The sequence below is a fragment of the Thalassotalea algicola genome, assembly GCF_012932965.1.
GTDB classification, from domain to species: domain Bacteria; phylum Pseudomonadota; class Gammaproteobacteria; order Enterobacterales; family Alteromonadaceae; genus Thalassotalea_F; species Thalassotalea_F algicola.
Map to the genome: position 1 here is coordinate 633,709 of NZ_JABBXH010000003.1, position 17,912 is coordinate 651,620.

General features: G+C 38.6%; 18 protein-coding genes. 8 read left to right on the top strand and 10 right to left on the bottom strand.

Annotation, left to right across the window (positions count from 1 at the left end):
* Positions 1 to 4 precede the first annotated feature (4 nt).
* The 4 genes from napA to napE are packed head-to-tail and all read right to left on the bottom strand — an operon-like array spanning position 5 to position 3,458.
* A complete protein-coding gene (gene napA, locus HII17_RS11635) occupies positions 5 to 2,503 on the bottom strand; it encodes a nitrate reductase catalytic subunit NapA (RefSeq protein WP_169075524.1) in 2,499 nt (832 codons plus the stop codon).
* A gap of 1 nt (position 2,504) precedes the next feature.
* Positions 2,505 to 2,777, bottom strand: a complete 273-nt coding sequence (locus tag HII17_RS11640) for a chaperone NapD (RefSeq protein ID WP_169075525.1) — start codon at positions 2,775 to 2,777, stop codon at positions 2,505 to 2,507.
* Positions 2,764 to 3,288: a ferredoxin-type protein NapF gene (napF, locus tag HII17_RS11645; protein ID WP_169075526.1), complete on the bottom strand. Its 525-nt coding sequence runs from the start codon at positions 3,286 to 3,288 to the stop codon at positions 2,764 to 2,766. The genes HII17_RS11640 and napF overlap by 14 nt, the downstream gene beginning before the upstream one ends.
* 11 nt (positions 3,289 to 3,299) lie before the next feature.
* Positions 3,300 to 3,458 carry a periplasmic nitrate reductase, NapE protein gene (napE, locus tag HII17_RS11650; protein WP_169075527.1) on the bottom strand — a complete coding sequence of 53 codons (159 nt, stop codon included), beginning with the start codon at positions 3,456 to 3,458 and terminating at the stop codon, positions 3,300 to 3,302.
* Between the two features lie 180 nt (positions 3,459 to 3,638).
* Between napE and HII17_RS11655 the strand changes: the two genes are divergently transcribed.
* The gene (locus HII17_RS11655) at positions 3,639 to 5,720 is read left to right on the top strand and encodes a GNAT family N-acetyltransferase (RefSeq protein ID WP_211185335.1); all 2,082 of its coding nucleotides are present in this window, start codon (positions 3,639 to 3,641) and stop codon (positions 5,718 to 5,720) included.
* On the opposite strand, the gene HII17_RS11660 is transcribed toward HII17_RS11655, so the two are convergent.
* Both HII17_RS11660 and HII17_RS11665 read right to left on the bottom strand, forming a co-directional pair.
* The gene (locus HII17_RS11660; protein WP_169075529.1) at positions 5,701 to 5,967 is read right to left on the bottom strand and encodes a hypothetical protein; all 267 of its coding nucleotides are present in this window, start codon (positions 5,965 to 5,967) and stop codon (positions 5,701 to 5,703) included. The two genes, HII17_RS11655 and HII17_RS11660, sit on opposite strands and share 20 nt — an antisense overlap.
* Entirely contained in the window at positions 5,968 to 6,150 is a 183-nt protein-coding gene (locus HII17_RS11665) for a hypothetical protein (RefSeq protein ID WP_169075530.1), read from the bottom strand. It abuts the gene before it with no gap.
* A gap of 113 nt (positions 6,151 to 6,263) precedes the next feature.
* Between HII17_RS11665 and HII17_RS11670 the strand changes: the two genes are divergently transcribed.
* On the top strand, positions 6,264 to 7,145 hold the full coding sequence (locus HII17_RS11670) for an ABC transporter ATP-binding protein (protein ID WP_169075531.1): 882 nt from the start codon (positions 6,264 to 6,266) through the stop codon (positions 7,143 to 7,145).
* A gap of 3 nt (positions 7,146 to 7,148) precedes the next feature.
* Positions 7,149 to 8,171, top strand: coding sequence for an ABC transporter permease (locus tag HII17_RS11675; protein WP_169075532.1), 1,023 nt, complete (start codon positions 7,149 to 7,151; stop codon positions 8,169 to 8,171).
* 42 nt (positions 8,172 to 8,213) lie between these two features.
* On the opposite strand, the gene HII17_RS11680 is transcribed toward HII17_RS11675, so the two are convergent.
* The 3 genes from HII17_RS11680 to tal form a co-directional block, all read right to left on the bottom strand.
* On the bottom strand, positions 8,214 to 8,714 hold the full coding sequence (locus tag HII17_RS11680; RefSeq protein ID WP_169075533.1) for a DUF6942 family protein: 501 nt from the start codon (positions 8,712 to 8,714) through the stop codon (positions 8,214 to 8,216).
* A 66-nt stretch (positions 8,715 to 8,780) separates the two neighbouring features.
* Positions 8,781 to 8,954: a DUF3545 family protein gene (locus HII17_RS11685; protein WP_169075534.1), complete on the bottom strand. Its 174-nt coding sequence runs from the start codon at positions 8,952 to 8,954 to the stop codon at positions 8,781 to 8,783.
* Positions 8,955 to 9,149: 195 nt separating this feature from the next.
* On the bottom strand, positions 9,150 to 10,100 hold the full coding sequence (gene tal, locus HII17_RS11690) for a transaldolase (protein WP_169075535.1): 951 nt from the start codon (positions 10,098 to 10,100) through the stop codon (positions 9,150 to 9,152).
* Positions 10,101 to 10,376: 276 nt separating this feature from the next.
* Between tal and yaaA the strand changes: the two genes are divergently transcribed.
* From yaaA to HII17_RS19330, 5 genes are all read left to right on the top strand, one after another.
* Positions 10,377 to 11,153, top strand: coding sequence for a peroxide stress protein YaaA (gene yaaA, locus HII17_RS11695; protein WP_169075536.1), 777 nt, complete (start codon positions 10,377 to 10,379; stop codon positions 11,151 to 11,153).
* A 114-nt stretch (positions 11,154 to 11,267) separates the two neighbouring features.
* Positions 11,268 to 11,786: a TIGR03546 family protein gene (locus tag HII17_RS11700; protein WP_169075537.1), complete on the top strand. Its 519-nt coding sequence runs from the start codon at positions 11,268 to 11,270 to the stop codon at positions 11,784 to 11,786.
* 2 nt (positions 11,787 to 11,788) lie between these two features.
* Positions 11,789 to 13,567 carry a TIGR03545 family protein gene (locus HII17_RS11705; protein WP_169075538.1) on the top strand — a complete coding sequence of 593 codons (1,779 nt, stop codon included), beginning with the start codon at positions 11,789 to 11,791 and terminating at the stop codon, positions 13,565 to 13,567.
* 171 nt (positions 13,568 to 13,738) lie between these two features.
* Positions 13,739 to 14,818 (top strand): 4-hydroxyphenylpyruvate dioxygenase, encoded by a 1,080-nt coding sequence (gene hppD, locus HII17_RS11710; RefSeq protein ID WP_169075539.1) that lies wholly within the window; start codon positions 13,739 to 13,741, stop codon positions 14,816 to 14,818.
* 208 nt (positions 14,819 to 15,026) lie between these two features.
* Positions 15,027 to 16,619 carry an AAA family ATPase gene (locus HII17_RS19330; protein ID WP_169075540.1) on the top strand — a complete coding sequence of 531 codons (1,593 nt, stop codon included), beginning with the start codon at positions 15,027 to 15,029 and terminating at the stop codon, positions 16,617 to 16,619.
* Between the two features lie 49 nt (positions 16,620 to 16,668).
* On the opposite strand, the gene HII17_RS11720 is transcribed toward HII17_RS19330, so the two are convergent.
* Positions 16,669 to 17,904: an HD-GYP domain-containing protein gene (locus HII17_RS11720; protein ID WP_235938714.1), complete on the bottom strand. Its 1,236-nt coding sequence runs from the start codon at positions 17,902 to 17,904 to the stop codon at positions 16,669 to 16,671.
* Positions 17,905 to 17,912 lie beyond the last annotated feature (8 nt).

Below are 17,912 nucleotides of genomic sequence, written 5' to 3' on the forward strand. Positions count from 1 at the left end.
TCTCCTATGCTTTTACCACTTTAACTGCACACTTTTTAAAGTCGGTTTCTTTAGATAGTGGATCCGTTGCATCTAAAGTCACCTTGTTTACCAATCGGCTAGCGTCAAACCATGGCATAAATACCAATCCTTTTGGCGGCTTATTTCGACCACGTGTTTCAACACGAGTTTCAACTTCACCACGGCGTGATTGTATTTTTACAACATCACCACGGCGAAGGCCGCGAGATTTAGCATCGTCTGGGTGCATGTAAACTAATGCGTCAGGCATTGACTGATAAAGTTCTGGTACGCGTTGCGTCATTGAACCAGAATGCCAATGTTCTAAGACACGACCTGTTGATAACCATAAGTCGTACTCTAGATCCGGAACTTCAGCAGCAGGCTCATAAGGCAGTGCGAAAATAATCGCTTTACCGTCAGGTTTACCATAGAACTCAAAGTCTTTACCTTCTTTAACATACGGGTCTTGACCTTCTTTAAAGCGCCATAACGTTTCTTTACCGTCAACAACAGGCCAACGTAGACCTCGCACATTGTGATAAACATCGTAAGGGGCTAAGTCATGAGCTTTTCCGCGGCCGAATGTCGCGTATTCTTCAAATAGACCTTTTTGAATATAGAAGCCAAAATCACGAGCTTCGTCGTTCAAACGTTCTGTAGGGACTTCATTGATTGAATAACGGTTTACTTGACCATTCGCATAAAGCACATCAAATAGCGTTTTACCTTTGTAGCTTGGGTTTGCATCTAGTAGCTTTTTATCCCAAACGTCTTCTATATTAAAGCGCTTTGAAAATTCAACCACTTGCCACATATCAGACTTTGCACCTTCTGGTGCTTCAACCATTTGGTACCATGCTTGAGTTCTACGCTCAGCATTACCATATACGCCTTCTTTTTCTACCCACATGGCTGTTGGTAAAATTAAGTCAGCTGCTTGCGCTGTTACAGTCGGATAAGGGTCTGAAACCACAATGAAGTTCTTCGGGTTGCGGTAACCAGGTAAACCTTCTTCATTCATATTGGCGGCAGCTTGCATATTGTTATTACACTGCACCCAATAGAAGTTCAGCTTACCGTCTTTTAACATTCGATTTTGTAAAACAGCGTGGTAACCAGGTTTTGCTGGAATAGTGCCTTCTGGCAGTTTCCAAATCTTCTCAGCTAGTTTCCTGTGCTTAGGATTTTTAACGACCATATCTGCAGGTAAGCGGTGTGCAAATGTACCCACCTCACGAGCAGTACCACAAGCTGACGGCTGACCTGTTAATGAGAACGGACTATTACCAGGCGTTGAGATTTTACCGGTTAGTAAGTGAATGTTGTAAATAAGGTTATTTGCCCAAACACCACGGGTATGTTGATTGAAGCCCATCGTCCAGAAAGAACAAACTTTACGGTGCGGGTCAGCATATAGTTCTGCTAAGTCATTTAACTGTTTAACAGGAACACCTGATAATTCAGAAACATACTCCGCTGTATAAGTACTAACAAATTTAGCATATTCTTTGAAATTAATAGGTTTTGAAGAACCTGCTGTTTTGTTATTGTTTTTCGCTTTTTTCTCAAGCGGATGGTCAGGGCGTAAGCCATAACCAATGTCGGTTTGACCTAACCTGAAGTTAGTGTGCTTGTTAACAAAATCTTTATTAACTTTGCCATTTTCAATAATGTAGTTAGCTATGAAGTTTAAGATGGCTAAGTCAGTTTGTGGTGTGAAAATCATGCCGCTATCGGCTAAGTCAAAACTGCGGTGCTCAAACGTTGATAGCACAGCTACTTTAACGTGTGGAGCACTTAAACGGCGGTCAGTTATGCGGGTCCACAAAATTGGGTGCATTTCCGCCATGTTTGAACCCCAAAGCACCATAGCATCAGTTTCTTCGATGTCGTCATAACAACCCATAGGCTCGTCGATACCAAAGGTACGCATAAAGCCACCTACTGCAGAAGCCATACAGTGACGAGCATTAGGGTCTATATTGTTTGAGCGAAAGCCTGCTTTATAAAGCTTAGCTGCTGCATAACCTTCTTGAACTGTCCATTGACCAGAGCCGAACATACCTACACCTGTAGGGCCAACTTCTTTTAACGTTTTCTTAGCTTTCTCTGCCATTACGTCAAATGCTTGATCCCAACTGATCGGTGTAAAGTCACCATTTTTATCGTACTTACCATTCTTCATACGAAGAAGTGGTGTAGTGAGGCGATCTTTACCGTACATGATTTTTGATAAGAAGTAGCCTTTGACACAGTTGAGCCCCTTATTTACTGGTGACTTGATGTCACCATGGGTTGCTACAACTTTACCATTCATTACACCTACGTTTACGCTACAACCTGTACCACAGAATCGACATGGTGCTTTATCCCATTTGATTTTAGTTGCGTCGCTTGTAGTTATTAAGTTTGAAGCCTGCGCGGGTACCGAAACCCCAGCAACAGCTGCTGCTGCGGCTACAGCATTTGCTTTTATAAATTCTCGGCGATTTATCGTCATTTTATTTCACCTCTACAGTTTCTGGTTCGGTTAAAAATTGGTGGTAAACCGGCGAGATGCTAAAAAACTCTTCGGTTAACCTAATTTGATCAACGATGTTGGCAATGCTTTTTTGGCTAGTGCCTTCAACGGTAAATACTATTTTTCCTTGCTCGTTCTCGCCGTGTACTTCGGCATCAACAAAGCTATCGATTAGTTCTTTCAAGCGCTCTATTTCGCTTGGTTCGCATTGGGCGACAAAACTAGCGATATGGTATTCGTCAGCTTGGCTCATGAATGAGCTCCTCTATTTTGATTGCGGGTTGTGGGCAGCTGCTAACACACGCTCCACATAACGTGCAATCAGATTCATTTATTTCTGGTGTAGGAATAGCGCCATTGGAATAGCTAAAAGAAATTGCTCTAGGCTCGCATACGTCACGGCAGCTTTGGCAATAAATGTGGTTTTTCGCCAAACATTTATTATTAATTGTAATGCTGGCTTGCCAAGCTTTCCGAGTTTTTCTTTGCTCGTTATCGATAAATAATGGCTGTTCGCAGCTTTTCTCGCATTCACTACAAAATGTGCATTCGGCTGTGTTAAAGTCAACAAACGGTAATCCTTGTTTATCTTTTTTCAATACTTTAGTTTCACAGACATCAATGCACTTATCGCACCGTGTGCACAATTGCGAAAAGGCTTCCTCGCTAATAACCCAAGGAAGCCTTAAATGTTTCTCTATCGGCTGAGATTTGAAGCGACCTCTTAATAGACGCCGTCTAGCTACATTCTCTACTTGTTCCATGCTTTACTGCGTTAAGAAGTTGGTGGGCCCACTAAAAACATTTGGCTTATCCAAATCATAAAGCCGTAGCCTCCAACAATTGCTACAGCAAGAATTGGTGCTAAAAATACGGTGAGAAAAACAAAGGTATTTCGCTCATACTTTTTTTGTTGTTCGGTGTTTTCTATCATAATTAAACTCTGCCCTCTGATGAGTTCTTAACTGATTAAAACATTTATTAACCTGACAGTATTTGATCTGAAATAACATTTTATTTTGTAAGGTTAAATTGGTGATTTTATTTAAGTTTAGAATTCATTAAAGTTTAGATTACAATTAGCTTTTTACACTAAAATTTAAAAATTATTTAAATGGACCAATTGTCTACTGCAAAATGGCTAGTAAAATTTAATCAATATCTCGCTAAATTTCGTTTTCGTGGCGCCATATTTTTGTATGGAGATCTTGATTGGGCGCTAGATTGGTTGAATAACGAAGCCTCGATTGAGCTCTCAGACTTTGGCCTTATTTATAGCGATATGTTTATCAATGAAGGTGTTATTACTTATAAAAACTATCGTCATCAGCTTGGTACTGAAAATACTAGCGTATTCTTTGCTGATAGTGACTTTAATGTAGATGCTTTTGCGGCTTTATCGGGAACAATCGTTGCTGGTGGTATATGTTATATCTGGCTACCACAAGCGCTATTGGCTAATCATAGTGGCTTTATTAAAAGACTTACATCTCATATTGATGACTTTTCAGAAGTGTTGCTTTGCAAGCAAGGGGACGAATTAACTTTGCCTGAATTTGAATGTAGTGATTGTTCAAATACTAATATAGTTTTTTCACTCCCCACGATTGGACAGAGAAGTTCAATAAGCGCAATAAAGAAAGTAGTTACTGGTAAAACAAGAGAACCATTAGTGATTACTGCTGACAGAGGCCGAGGAAAAAGCACAGCATTAGCAATAGCGGTTAGTGAATTAATGGCTGCGAATACTCGCAATCTGCATATCGTTATTACAGCTCCTCACCGGATGGCTACTAATATTTTTTTCAGCCACTTAGAGCGTTTATGCGTAAATAGCACGGTTAAGGGGAGCCGGTTTACTTGGCAGAAGCATCAAGTTGACTTTATACCGGTCGATGAATTAATACATGATAAACCATTAGCAGATTTAATTTTTGTCGATGAGGCTGCAGGTATACCAGTCTATTTATTAGAGCAAGTAATACGAGTTTATAATCGAGTGGTCTTCTCTAGTACTATTCATGGCTATGAAGGTGCTGGCAAAGGATTCTCCAACAAGTTTTTGCCGCTGCTTGCTAAACACAGTCGAAAAATTAAAGAGTGCTACTTAAACGAACCAATTCGTTGGGCGAATAATGACCCGTTAGAAGCATTTGTTTTTAATACCTGTATGTTGAATGCAGAATTAGTTGAATTAACTGATTACGCTGAAATTTCTAAGCAAAAAAAACCTTTTAAATATGGTGTTTATTCTGGCGATGAGCTTGTTAACAACGCTAGGTTGTTAAGCCAGACTTTTGCGATATTAATCACAGCGCATTATCAAACAAAGCCTAGTGATCTTAGATTAATGTTAGATGATCCTACCGTTAGTGTTCATATTTTATTGCACAATGATGAGCCTGTAGCGGTAGCTCTTGTTGTAACAGAACATCCATTAACAGAGCAGTTGCAAGCTGAAATTATCGCAGAAAAACGTCGAATTAAAGGACATTTACTTACACAGCTTATTGCCCAGCAACTGCTGAGAACAGAATCGTTTAATTATAGCTATCAACGAGTTATGCGAATAGCTGTACATCCAAGAGTTCAAGGGAAGGGCCTAGGAACGCATTTATTAAACGAGGTGGTTGATCAGGCTAGCCAAGCAAGAATAGATTTTATCGGAACGAGTTTTGCGGCTTCTAGCCAAGTCGTATCTTTTTGGCGAGATAACGACTTTAAACCAATTAAATTAGGATTTAATCGAGATGCTTCTAGTGGTGAACATTCATTGGTAATGTTAAAAGCGTTAAATAGTGGATCGTCGAATTTTTCTAATGTTTTAGTTCAAGAGTTTTATCGTGAATTTCCTCATTGGTTGCCCGATGAATTTAAGGCGCTCGACTATTCACTTATCGCCCTAGTGTTATCGATGTCTCCTATCCAAGAACAGGAGGTTATAACAGAGCGTGATAGATTATTAATATCGTCGTTTACGCAAAATGCCAACTTATACAGCAAAGCAAAACTCAGCTTATCGAAATGGCTTCAATATCAGCTTTCCGTTCAAACGTCTGAATTGGAATCATATTATCCGCTAATCGCAAAAACACTAATGCACCAGAACGATAGTAAGGTGGTCGAAAATTTTGGTTTTACCGGGAAAAAAGCACTATATCAGGCATTGCAGGAGCTTATCGAGTTAACTTTTTAGAATAAGGCTTTACAGACAATGTACTGGCAAATTCTTTATTTTGCCGCCAAAGCCAAAACTTTTGCATTTTATGATATTGGCAAAGTTTACTTGAGCTTGCTTGGCAGTCTTCATGGTTAACAATTCGAGCTAAGTAGTAATTAATATATTTAGACAATTGTTTTTCTGGGGCATATTGGTATGCAACAAGTAGTACCTGTAACCAATTTTCCATGGTACGTAAATAATTTTCTGTTGTATTACCCACTTAAACCTCCTTGTATAAGGTACTAACGTTTAGCAAAGACTGCCAAAGAACTTGCTTGGCATTATTATCTAAACACTTGCAATCATTGCCTTTTATTTGGCCTTGATAGATAAGTGTTCTCAAAAGATCACTCGAGAGTTCAATTTTGACTTTTGCTGGCATTGATGTGGTAGTTGATGGCATAGTTTGTTCACCTAAAGGATTACCGTTATTTACAAATTAGCTGAAGTTTTCTTATTTGTAAATGATAATTATTCTCATTTGTGTAAATTGTTGTAATCAGTAAAGAGAAATCAATGCAATCGATTATCGAAGTGCAGCACTTAGTTAAAAGCTATCAACAACTAAATGCAGTTAATGATGTAAGTTTCACAATCCCGAAAGGCGGATGTTTCGGCTTACTTGGTCCCAATGGCGCAGGGAAGACAACTACGATTGAAATAATGGAAGGCATTATTTCAGCTTCTTCTGGGAACGTGCTTTATAAAGGGCAAGCAGTTAACGAGCATATAGCCCATGAGATAGGTATACAATTTCAGCATACCGCTTTGCAAGATTTTTTAACGGTAAAAGAAACATTGGACTTATTTGCATCCTTTTATCAGAAAACGTTACCACAGCAGCAACTTATAGAACTATGCGATTTATCTGAGTTTCTCGATAGGGATAGTCGATTGTTATCAGGGGGGCAGCGTCAGCGCTTATTGTTAGCATTAGCGTTAATTAACGACCCTGAAGTGGTGTTTCTTGATGAGCCAACAACGGGGTTAGATCCGCAAGCTAGGCGAAACTTTTGGCAGCTTATTAAGAATATTAAATCGCAGAATAAAACGGTAATTTTGACGACACATTACATGGATGAAGCCGAGCAGCTATGTGATTACATCGTGGTTATGGATCATGGAAAAATTATAGAGCAGGGAGAGCCAGAATTACTGTTGAAAAAACACTTTGGCCATGTGTTTATTTATCTACCTGTTGAACAAGTGCCTGATGATTTAGTTACCCAAAATGGCTGGCGAATACAAGATGAACAAATTGAAATAGAAACAGATAATGTAGAGCAAACAATTAGCTTATTAATAAAAGAACAAGTTCCATTAGATGCACTACATGTAAAGTCAGCTAACTTAGATGATTTATTTTTGAAGCTGACAGGCCATTCGTTAAGAGAATAGTATATGTTTAATTTACAAAGGTTTTTTGCTGTATTTAAAGGCAGGAATATAGAGTTTTTTCGTGATAAGTCATCTTTGGGTTGGAACTTACTTTTCCCAGTTTTGTTGTTAATTGGTTTTTCATTCGTTTTTTCTGATGATAACAAGGCACTTTATAAAGTAGGGGTTATCGAGCATGCAAATGCTGAACAACCGTTTTTGAGTCATAAATTCTTGTCAACAAAGCATGTAGACTTTGTTCAGTACTCAGACCTTGCACAAGCCAAACAAAAACTCACCAGACATAGCATCGATTTTATTATTGATTTTGAGCAGAAACGCTATTGGTTAAATGAACTTTCACCGAATAGTTATATTGTTTCTCAAATGTTTTTGGCACATGAGTCTAAGTTTGATAAACAGTCTTTGTCGGGTAAAGCAATCCGTTATGTAGATTGGGTACTACCGGGCATACTTGGTATGAATATGATGTTTAGTTGCTTATTTGGCGTAGGCTATGTGATAGTTCGATATCGTAAAAATCACGTGCTTAAAAGACTAAAGGCAACGCCTCTCACCGCTCTAGAGTTTGTTACAGCGCAGTTAATGTCTAGACTATTTATCGTGATTTTTATGTCTGCCATTGTCTATATTGGCTGCAATTTCATGTTTGACTTCTACATGTTAGGCAGCTATCTCGACTTGCTTATAATCGGCTTTCTTGGGGCATTTAGTTTGATTACATTAGGCTTGTTGGTTGCGTCTCGTAGCAAAAGTGAAGAATTAATTGGCGGGCTACTCAATTTAACATCTTGGCCGATGATGATCCTTTCTGGCGTATGGTTTAGCCTAGAAGGTGCACCAAATTTTGTTAAAGTCATCGCAGACTTTTTGCCATTAACACACCTTGTTTCTGCAGCTCGAAAAGTCATGACAGAAGGAGCAACGTTGGTTGATGTCAGTTATCACATAGGTGTTTTATGTGGCATGAGCTTATTGTTTTTAATTTTAGGCGCTTACCTATTTAGCTGGAACACCGATCGTTAATTAGGTATTTAATTTAGCTTGTCTTGCTTTAATTAGCTTTGGTTAACTTAACTGATCAATCAGCCGAGCTAATTGGCTGATCTTTAAATTAGAGAGTTGTCGATAATCAAAATAAGGGCAAATAATTATTTTTCGTTTCTCATCGATAGCAAAAAACTCATTTAGCCATAAACATTGCTGAGCAACGGCTAATTTCGCCGCATAAGTTTTTCCCATCACGATATGAATCTTATTTGGAGTTTTAGCGACTATTTCACTTCCATTAAATAGCAGGCACTGTGGCGCATTTTCTTGTAGCAGCTGTTCATCTCTTAGGTGTTGCCATTGAGTGAATGATTGCGGCGAACGTTCAAATTCTAACTTGGCAAAAACATTAAATATCTTTCGCCAGTGATTGCCTGTTTGCTGCGCAATGTTGAATATTTCATCTTGCTGCATAAGATGCATACCATCAAGTTGCTGATAAAAGGGCAACGGAGGGGTATTTTCAATATAAATATAGATAGGAGCGTCAATGCTCCCTAAACCGACATAATGCATCATAATATTTAGGCAATAAAAAACCCGGATTTTACCGGGCTTTTGTAATATTAGAAGTGTTTTTAGCGCTTAAAACTCATCTAACATATGTTCCAAAGAATCTTCGTATATCCTCAGTTCTTTTTCGAGTTGGAACTTCTCTTTCAGTTGTTCAATTTCACGCCACTTTCTTTTTTTGTTAGTACTTGCTTTGGATTTTGGTTGTTTCTCGAATTTATCCAATACCGCTTGAAGTTTATCCATGGAATGCTCCTTTTTTCTACAACTGCATCTTTTTAATATCATAACTATTTGCATAATAAAACAGTTTTTGTGATATTTTTTTTACAAAAAGATGAATGTTTTTCACATAACAGCTTCAAAAAAGAACAATCTCTTTTAACTTCAAAAACTTGATAACGTGGCGTCAAAAATTAGATTTTTATTGTCTAAACGTTATTAAAATAACTCCGTTAATTGCTTTTCTAGTTTCTCTTGGTCTACTGCAAAGTTGCGAATACCTTCGGCAAGTTTTTCTGTTGCCATTGCATCTTGATTCATCGCCCAGCGGAATGCTTGCTCAGTTAATGCTGGCTCATTTGAAATTGTCGATTGCTCACTAGACAACTGCTTTACGACGGTTTCGTTACTTGCTGCTAACTCATCCATTAATTGCGGACTGATGGTTAAACGATCACAGCCTGCAAGCGCAAGCACTTCACCAGTGTTTCTAAAACTCGCTCCCATCACAACAGTGCTATATCCCTTAGCTTTGTAGTAGTTGTAAATTTCAGTTACCGATACAACGCCAGGATCTTCTAATGGTGCGTATTCAGTTTTATCGGTATTGGCTTTAAACCAATCTAATATACGACCTACAAATGGTGAAATTAAGTAAACCCCTGATTCTGCGCACGCTTGAGCTTGTGCAAAACTAAACAGTAAGGTTAAGTTACAGTTAATGCCTTTCTTTTCAAGAATTTCAGCCGCCTTTATACCTTCCCAAGTAGAAGCTAGTTTAATTAAAATGCGTTCATTGCTAATGCCTGCTTCGTTATAAAGTGCAATAAGCTTCTCTGCTTTTTCTACGCTAGCTGCTGTGTCGAATGATAAGCGAGCATCTACTTCTGTAGAAATGCGACCAGGCACAACGTTTAGTATCTCTAAGCCAATGAGTACTGAAAGTTTGTCAGCGGCATCAATTACCTGCTGTGCAGTGTCACTCGATTGGGCTTGGGCCCATTCAACCGCTTGTGCTAATAATGGCTGATACGCAGGTATTGCCGCCGCTTTTAATAACAATGATGGGTTAGTAGTAGCGTCTTGTGGCTGAAATTTCGCAATTGCTTCAATGTCGCCTGTGTCGGCCACAACAGTGGTCATTTGCTTTAGCTGTGCTAATTGATTCATGAATTATCCTTTCTATGAAAATGCTGAGTGATCGGTTAAATGAAGAAAAATTACAACAACCAGCGAGCTTGTTGTTTATTTGATAACCGATAACAAGTAATTTGTTGCAATATTTTTATCAAATTTTCTCAGCCGTGCCTACCGTATTTATAAGAATATTTGCTATTAATTATAAAAAGTTGAACAAAAGGTCAACTTTCTCGCTGTTATTAGCGTTTTTTGGAAAAATTCACTGTGTTATAGTGACCACATTTCCAATTTTAGATAGCTCAAAATATGTTAATTGTTGTCTCTCCCGCTAAAAATTTAGATTATGAATCGCCACTTGCAACTAACGAATTTACACAGCCAAATTTGTTGTCACATAGTCAGGAACTAATTGAAGTGTGTAAAACGCTTACTCCAGCAGATATTAGTTCGTTGATGGGCGTAAGTGATAAAATCGCTGGCCTTAATGCAGCAAGGTTTGGTCAATGGCAACAGCCTTTTAACGCAGATAATGCTCGCCAAGCTGTGCTGGCATTTAACGGAGATGTATACACGGGTCTGGATGCAGGTTCATTTACAGATGCAGATTTTTTGTTTGCTCAACAGCACCTTAGAATTTTGTCTGGTTTGTATGGTCTGCTTAAACCACTAGACCTTATGCAGGCGTACCGATTAGAAATGGGGACTAAGCTGGCGAACAAACGTGGCGATAATTTATATCAGTTTTGGGGTGAAGTTATCACTAACGAAGTTAATGCAGCATTAGTTGCTCAGGGTGATGATGTGCTTATTAATTTGGCCTCTACAGAATATTTTAAATCGGTGAAGAAGAAGCAGTTAAACGCTACAGTAATTACTCCTAGCTTTAAAGATTGGAAAAACGGTCAATATAAGATGATCAGCTTTTTCGCTAAAAAAGCCCGTGGACTAATGGCTCGATATGTCATTCAAAATCAAATAACAGATGTAGAACAATTAAAGTCATTTAATTTAGCTGGTTATGGGTTCAATGAGGAGTTGAGTAAAGGTAATGATATTGTCTTTACGCGAAAACAAACCGACTAACACCGTTTTAATTACAAGGAGTACTTGGCACAAATAAAGTCATTAAAAGGCGTAGTAGGTTAATTAAAGCTGAACTACACTTTTTATATGTGCCAAGTAGCTTAAGGAGCAGCTATGCTAAGTTTATTAGCACAATTACTAAAAGCCCTAAACTCAGAAAACTCATCCCGACAAGTATCAGCAGCAATTGCTTTGTCCCTATTATTTGCACTGTCACCTATTTTGTCACTACAGGCACTGCTAATACTATTGCTTGTGTTAATGGTAAAAGTTCATCTGGCTTCATTTATCATTGGTGCGACGTTATTTGAAGGCTTGGCATTTATATTGTCACCCGTAAGTATCTTGATTGGAGAAATGCTATTAACTAGCTCGTCAACAAGTGCGGCTTTCGAATCTTTGTATCAATTTGGATGGTTTAAACTTGGCCAATGGCACCACACTTATAACCTTGGTTCATTAGTGTTAGGAGCAGTGCTAGCTGTGCCTGTTTACTTTCTAACCAAGCTTTTAGTGCTTAAGTATCGCCAACACATTAAAAATTATTTTGAACGCTTAGCCATTGTCAAAGCGTTAAAAGCAACTCGTGTGTTTCAGCTATATCAACAATTCGGCATCTCAGGAGATAAATAGCCATGCATTATATTAGATGGCAAGGGGCGGTCGCCTTTTTAATTATTATCGGCTTAATTGCTGGTATCGCCTATTTACTTGCTGGCCCCATAGCTAAGCAGGCTATTGAGCGCTATGGCGCAGAATATACCGGTGCAGAAGTCAATGTTGACAGCGTATCGGTAGCATTAATGCCATTTGGTTTACAAATTAATCAGCTACAGGCGACAGATCCTAAGAAGCCAGAAAATAATATGGTTAGCCTTACAAAGGCTGATGCTGTTATCGAGTTATGGCCGTTAATCTTTGGCAAAACTATTATTGATTCGTTGGTAGTTGAAAACTTAACTTTTGGTGATAAACGACAAACAGTAGGGCAAGTGTATCGAGCACCTACACAAGATAAGAGTGAAGATTCAAGCGCTAAATCAAGTTGGTTAGACGATATGCAGCAAAATCTGCCAGATCCTCAATCATTGCTTGATAATGCTAATCTTAGAACTGTCAAACAAGCAAAGAAACTCGAACAAACGTATGCAACTGAAAAAGAAAATTTAGCCAAAATAAAACAAAATTTGCCCGATAAAGAAAAATTAAAATCTTTTGAACATCGAGTTAAAGCGCTATCAAAAGTTAAAGTAAAATCGCTAGCTGATTTAGAAAAAATAAAGAAAGATTTTGAACAACTAAAAGCTGAGTTTAAGCAGGAGCAAGCACAAATAAAAGCAATGAAAGAGCAAGTGCTTGCCTCAAAGGAAAATCTAGCAACTGATATTACTGCCTTAAAAGATGCACCTAAACAAGACTGGCAGGACATCTCAACAAAATATCAATTGCAGACAATTGAAGCTGAAGACTTTGCTCATTTAATTTTTGGTGACAAAGCACGAGACTATTACCAATGGGCTGAAATTGCGTTGACTCATATTAAGTCGAGTTCTGAACAAAAAGCTTCTTCTCAAGCGTCGCAAGTAAATGACAATGGCCGTTTTGTTCATTTTGATGAGCAGCAACCGTTACCTGAATTTTGGCTAAAGAAGGCCGAGCTATCTTTAGCGCTTGGCCAAGGAAACTATCGAGTTAATCTAGAAGATATTACCCACCAACATTGGCTGATTAATAAACAGTCGAAATTAAATGTTGTTGCTAATGAAGCGGGTAAGTTGGGTGAACTAAACGCAGACGCTCAGTTTGCTTTAAATGCAAAACAAGTTGTAACAGCGATAGGGAGCTGGTCAGTACAGAACCTGCCGTTAAATGACATTGAGCTACAAAACTCTACTGCATTTAACTTAGAGTTAGTAAAAGCGATGTTAGCTGTTGTTGGGCAGTTCGATATTAACAATGGTCAATTAGCATTACGCAGTGACTTTGCATTGGCTGAGAATGAATTTTCGGGGAACGCTGAGTCTAAACTCGCAAACATACTGATAGATACGCTTTCCTCTACCGATAACCTTTCATTAGCACTAAGTGCGGATGGAGACTGGTTATCGCCAACTTGGCAACTTGATTCTTCACTTAATAATTTGTTATCTGACGCCTTTAAAGGACAAGTTTCGGCCAAGCTGAATGAGTTTCAGTCAACACTTACTTCAGGCTTAAATGAAAAAGCGGCAAGTAGTTTAAATTTAGGCGAAGGAGAAATGTCTGAATTGTTGCAAATCGAATCTCTGCTAAACAGCACTGATGCCGCTATTGATGATTTGGCCAATAGCGACGTAGTTAAGCAGCAAAAAAAGAAGTTGGAAAATAAAGCGAAAGATAAATTAAAAGAGAAGCTTGGTAAATTATTTGGTTAACGATCGAATGCAAGTATAGGTAATCCTATAAAAACATCCACTTTACAAGTGCTGTAAAAACCTATTTACAGCCACTTGTTGCCTTTACACTTTCAACTACTTGCCTATTTATAGCCGTCAAAAGATACTCTGCTCATCACTAAGTTCTACTTGGAAACCAAGGTAATAATAATGGCAGATTTATTTGAAAACCCAATGGGTTTAGACGGCTTTGAATTCGTTGAATTTACAGCGCCAGAGAAAGGAATACTAGAACCTGTATTTGAAACAATGGGTTTTACAAAAGTTGCTCGTCATAAATCAAAAGACGTAGAATTATGGCGTCAAGGCGACATTAACTTCATTACAAACTACGAGAAAAAATCACATGCAGGCTACTATGCAGAAGAGCATGGTGCATCTGCTTGTGGTTTAGCGTTCCGTGTTAAGAATGCTCAGCATGCGTATAGCTCATGTTTAGAAAAAGGTGCTCAACCAGTTGAAATTAGCACAGGACCTATGGAACTTCGTTTGCCTGCAATTAAAGGTATCGGTGGTGCAACGTTATATTTAATTGATCGTTACGAAGAAGGAAAGTCAATTTATGACATCGACTTTAACTGGATAGAAGGTGTAGACCGCCATCCTGAAGGTTGCGGTTTCCATACTTTAGATCACTTAACTCACAATGTTTACCGTGGTCGAATGGATTATTGGGCGAGTTACTACGAAGATTTATTTAACTTCCGTGAAATTCGCTACTTCGATATTAAAGGTGAATACACTGGTTTATTATCTAAAGCGATGACAGCTCCGGATGGTAAAATTCGTATTCCACTAAATGAAGAAGCTGCTGGCGGTGGTGGTCAAATTGAAGAGTTCTTAATGCAATATAACGGTGAAGGTATTCAGCATATCGCTTTTGCTTGTGATGATATATATGCATGTTGGGATAGATTGAAAGCAAATGGCATGAAGTTTATGCCAGCTCCGCCAAATACCTATTACGACATGTTAAAAGAGCGCTTACCAGGCCACGGCGAGCCAGAAGATGAACTACAATCTCGTGGTTTATTACTTGATGGTACTACTGAAGGTGGCGAGCCACGCTTATTGCTACAAATATTCTCGGATACCTTGTTAGGTCCTGTATTTTTCGAGTTTATCCAACGTAAAGAAGACGACGGATTTGGTGAAGGTAACTTTAAAGCGTTATTTGAATCAATTGAACGTGATCAAGTTGAACGTGGTGTAGTAGGCGAAAAAGCTTAAACGTTTTAACGAGTCCAATATAAATTTAAAGCCCACAGTAAGTGGGCTTTTTTGTTTGTAAAATTACGTTTAAATCTACAAACTTAAAAATTAAGCACAAAAGTTAAATACGCTAGCGTCTCATCAATGAATACGTTCCGTTTTAGGTCTTTGACTTCTGACAAGTTAAGGGTTAGTTTAGCCTAGCCTTTAACGAGTATTTATCAGCATGTACACCAGTTTTTTCGGACTTAATGACGTTCCATTTTCAATAGCTCCTAACCCAGATTACTTATTTTTAGGTGATCGTCACAAGGAAGCCTTAGCTCATTTAACTTATGGCTTAGGTGATACAGGTGGCTTTGTTTTATTAACCGGCGAGGTTGGAACTGGAAAAACGACCTTGAGTAGACGGTTACTAGAGCAACTACCTGAAAATACACAAGTCGCTTTTATTCTTAATCCGACACTGTCTTGCTTAGAGTTATTAGCAACTATTTGTGATGAACTAAAAGTTCGATACAAGAAAACCGGCACAACACTTAAGTACTTAACCGACAAAATACAGCAGAAGCTTTTAAGTAATCAAAGTAATGATATCAATACGTTATTGATTATTGACGAAGCACAGCACTTACAGCCAGAAGTATTAGAGCAGCTACGCTTGCTAACTAACTTAGAAACGAATACAAAAAAACTGTTGCAGGTGGTGTTAATAGGGCAGCCAGAACTACAACAATTATTGCAGCGACGCGATTTAAGACAATTAGCGCAGCGAATTACAGCTCGTTATCACTTGCTGCCTTTAACACGTGCAGAAGTTGCAGAATATATCAAACATCGGTTAACGGTAGCTGATTGCCATCGACCTTTGTTCAATGATGGCGCTATTGCGCTGATCCATAAGATTTCCAAAGGGATCCCTCGTCTTATTAATTTACTCTGTGATAGGGCGCTGGCAACCGCTTATGGCCGTAATGACTCGATTGTAACTCGAAAAGTTGTGTTAATTGCTTCACAGCAAGCACTAGGGAGCGAATATCATTTGACGCCGTGGTGGCAAAATAAAAAAATTATCGCCGTTAGCGTAGCAGCGAATTTAATTATTTTATTAGGTGCAGCGTATTTACTTGGCAGTAACTATCAAGTAAATGAAAGTAAGATAGTTTCTGATAAATCTGAAGCATCAGAACAGTTAGTAGTTACAACAACTAATACGGAACTTATTGCAGCTTCACCAGAGCATATTTTGAAAAACAATGACTTACCATCAGGTAATGTCATTGAGCCTGAAGTTTCACATGACAAGTTAGCAGGCAATATTGAATCGCTAGAGAAAAGTTCACCTGCTGATGCTCGCGCCCAAACTCGTAACGTGTTGAGTGACCCAACTACTCATTCGGCAACTAAAGCAACATTAGAAATTGACACTACACCTGCAATTCAAGCGCAACAAGACCAAGACATTGCTTTCGAAGTGAGTCAAGTCGATGGTGTTTCTGATGATTTATTGGCTAAATTTCAACAAGCCATTGATGAAACCCAAGATTTGCCTGTCTCAAATGCGTTAGAAAATGAGCAGCAAGAAATTCCTTCATTATTAGATATGCCAAGCCATATTCAAAATAGGGTGCCAGCACTGCAATTTGAAGTCCATATTTTTGCAACCGATGGCAATGGCTGGGTTAGAGTAAATGGCCGTGAACGTTATGAAGGGGATGTATTAGCTGGCAGAGTGGTGTTAAATAAAATCACTCCAGATACAGTAATATTAGCGCTAGATGGCGAACAATTTTCACTGCCCGCGCTCTCTAGCTGGTAGTAAGTAGTTGGTTAGCGCTAACCATTAGTTTGCGAACAACTGCTAGCTCTTAATGCTCAAACGCGGTTTTAAAGAAACTCAATAAATTGATGTTAAATTCTTCTGGGCGAATGCATTTGTCAATCTGATCTTTATACTTTGATTGGCTTAAGTCTATATCTTCAATCGCAATAGCTTGATTTAACCTTGAATTATAAAACACTTTGACGATTGGATGAGTGGGTTTCGCTTTGTTTAATTCACTAATTAAACCAATTTTCCCGCTATTGAGTTGAACTAAAGTACCGACTGGATATACCCCTAAACATTGAATGAACTTTTCTACAAGCTCTTCATCATAGCCAGTAGCGGATTCTTGAATTAACGTTTTAAACGCATTTACTGGATGAACTGCATCTTGATAGCACCGGTCTGAAATCATCGCATCATAGCTATCAACAATCGCCATCATACGGCCAAATTTACTGATTTCATCACCTTTTAATGCTTTGGGATAACCACTGCCATCTAGTCGTTCATGATGCTCTCTTAATACGGTCATGACAATATGCGATATCTGTGGGGTATCTTCTAAGATTTTTGCGCCTAGTGCGACGTGGGTTTTTATAATCCCTTCTTCCTTAGCCGACAGTGCAGTAGGTTTATTAAGAATATCATTAGGTAAAAAAACTTTGCCGATATCGTGTAAAAATGCGCCTAATGTGAGTTGTTCTATTACGTCTCGTTCAAACTTTAAATGCTTGGCAAATATTGCCATCAAAATAGAGCAATTTAGCGAGTGCTCCATTAAATAATCGCTTTTAGAGCGCAGGCGAGATAAACAGGCTAATGCGTCTTGGTTTCTAAAAATGGAATCCACCATGGCATCAGTTGTTTCTCTAACTTCATCGGCATCAACTGACTTGTCTGCTTGTACATTGCCTAGGATTTTACTTTGTAAATTTTTAGCATTGCCATATAAAGCCTGTGCTTGCTTTAGTTCGTCTTCTAGCGATATTACTTTCTTTCGTCCGACTTTATTAAGCTTAGTTAATGGGCTAGAGCTTATGCTAGGCATAACTTTGTCTACTTCTTCCGCAGCCTTTTGCTTAAGAGGGTCGATTACAACCTTTTTGATCCCGGCCTCTTTTAACTGCATCACTTTAGCTACGCTTAGCACATAACCTTCAGACTTTAAAATAAAGCCTTTGTCTTGATAGGAAATTGATTTGACATACATACCCGGCCTTAATTGGGCAATGGGTATTTCTTTGAAATTTTGTGAAGAATTGTCACTTGGCATCATAATGCTCT

Coding starts and splice junctions, on each gene's coding strand:
- HII17_RS11670 (WP_169075531.1), top strand. CDS start 6,264: ATGCAATCGATTATCGAAGTGCAGCACTTAGTTAAAAGCTATCAACAA.
- napF (WP_169075526.1), bottom strand. CDS start 3,288: ATGGAACAAGTAGAGAATGTAGCTAGACGGCGTCTATTAAGAGGTCGC.
- HII17_RS19330 (WP_169075540.1), top strand. CDS start 15,027: ATGTACACCAGTTTTTTCGGACTTAATGACGTTCCATTTTCAATAGCT.
- HII17_RS11640 (WP_169075525.1), bottom strand. CDS start 2,777: ATGAGCCAAGCTGACGAATACCATATCGCTAGTTTTGTCGCCCAATGC.
- HII17_RS11700 (WP_169075537.1), top strand. CDS start 11,268: ATGCTAAGTTTATTAGCACAATTACTAAAAGCCCTAAACTCAGAAAAC.
- HII17_RS11720 (WP_235938714.1), bottom strand. CDS start 17,904: ATGATGCCAAGTGACAATTCTTCACAAAATTTCAAAGAAATACCCATT.
- HII17_RS11675 (WP_169075532.1), top strand. CDS start 7,149: ATGTTTAATTTACAAAGGTTTTTTGCTGTATTTAAAGGCAGGAATATA.
- HII17_RS11685 (WP_169075534.1), bottom strand. CDS start 8,954: ATGGATAAACTTCAAGCGGTATTGGATAAATTCGAGAAACAACCAAAA.
- yaaA (WP_169075536.1), top strand. CDS start 10,377: ATGTTAATTGTTGTCTCTCCCGCTAAAAATTTAGATTATGAATCGCCA.
- napE (WP_169075527.1), bottom strand. CDS start 3,458: ATGATAGAAAACACCGAACAACAAAAAAAGTATGAGCGAAATACCTTT.
- napA (WP_169075524.1), bottom strand. CDS start 2,503: ATGACGATAAATCGCCGAGAATTTATAAAAGCAAATGCTGTAGCCGCA.
- hppD (WP_169075539.1), top strand. CDS start 13,739: ATGGCAGATTTATTTGAAAACCCAATGGGTTTAGACGGCTTTGAATTC.
- tal (WP_169075535.1), bottom strand. CDS start 10,100: ATGAATCAATTAGCACAGCTAAAGCAAATGACCACTGTTGTGGCCGAC.
- HII17_RS11665 (WP_169075530.1), bottom strand. CDS start 6,150: ATGCCATCAACTACCACATCAATGCCAGCAAAAGTCAAAATTGAACTC.
- HII17_RS11705 (WP_169075538.1), top strand. CDS start 11,789: ATGCATTATATTAGATGGCAAGGGGCGGTCGCCTTTTTAATTATTATC.
- HII17_RS11680 (WP_169075533.1), bottom strand. CDS start 8,714: ATGATGCATTATGTCGGTTTAGGGAGCATTGACGCTCCTATCTATATT.
- HII17_RS11655 (WP_211185335.1), top strand. CDS start 3,639: ATGGACCAATTGTCTACTGCAAAATGGCTAGTAAAATTTAATCAATAT.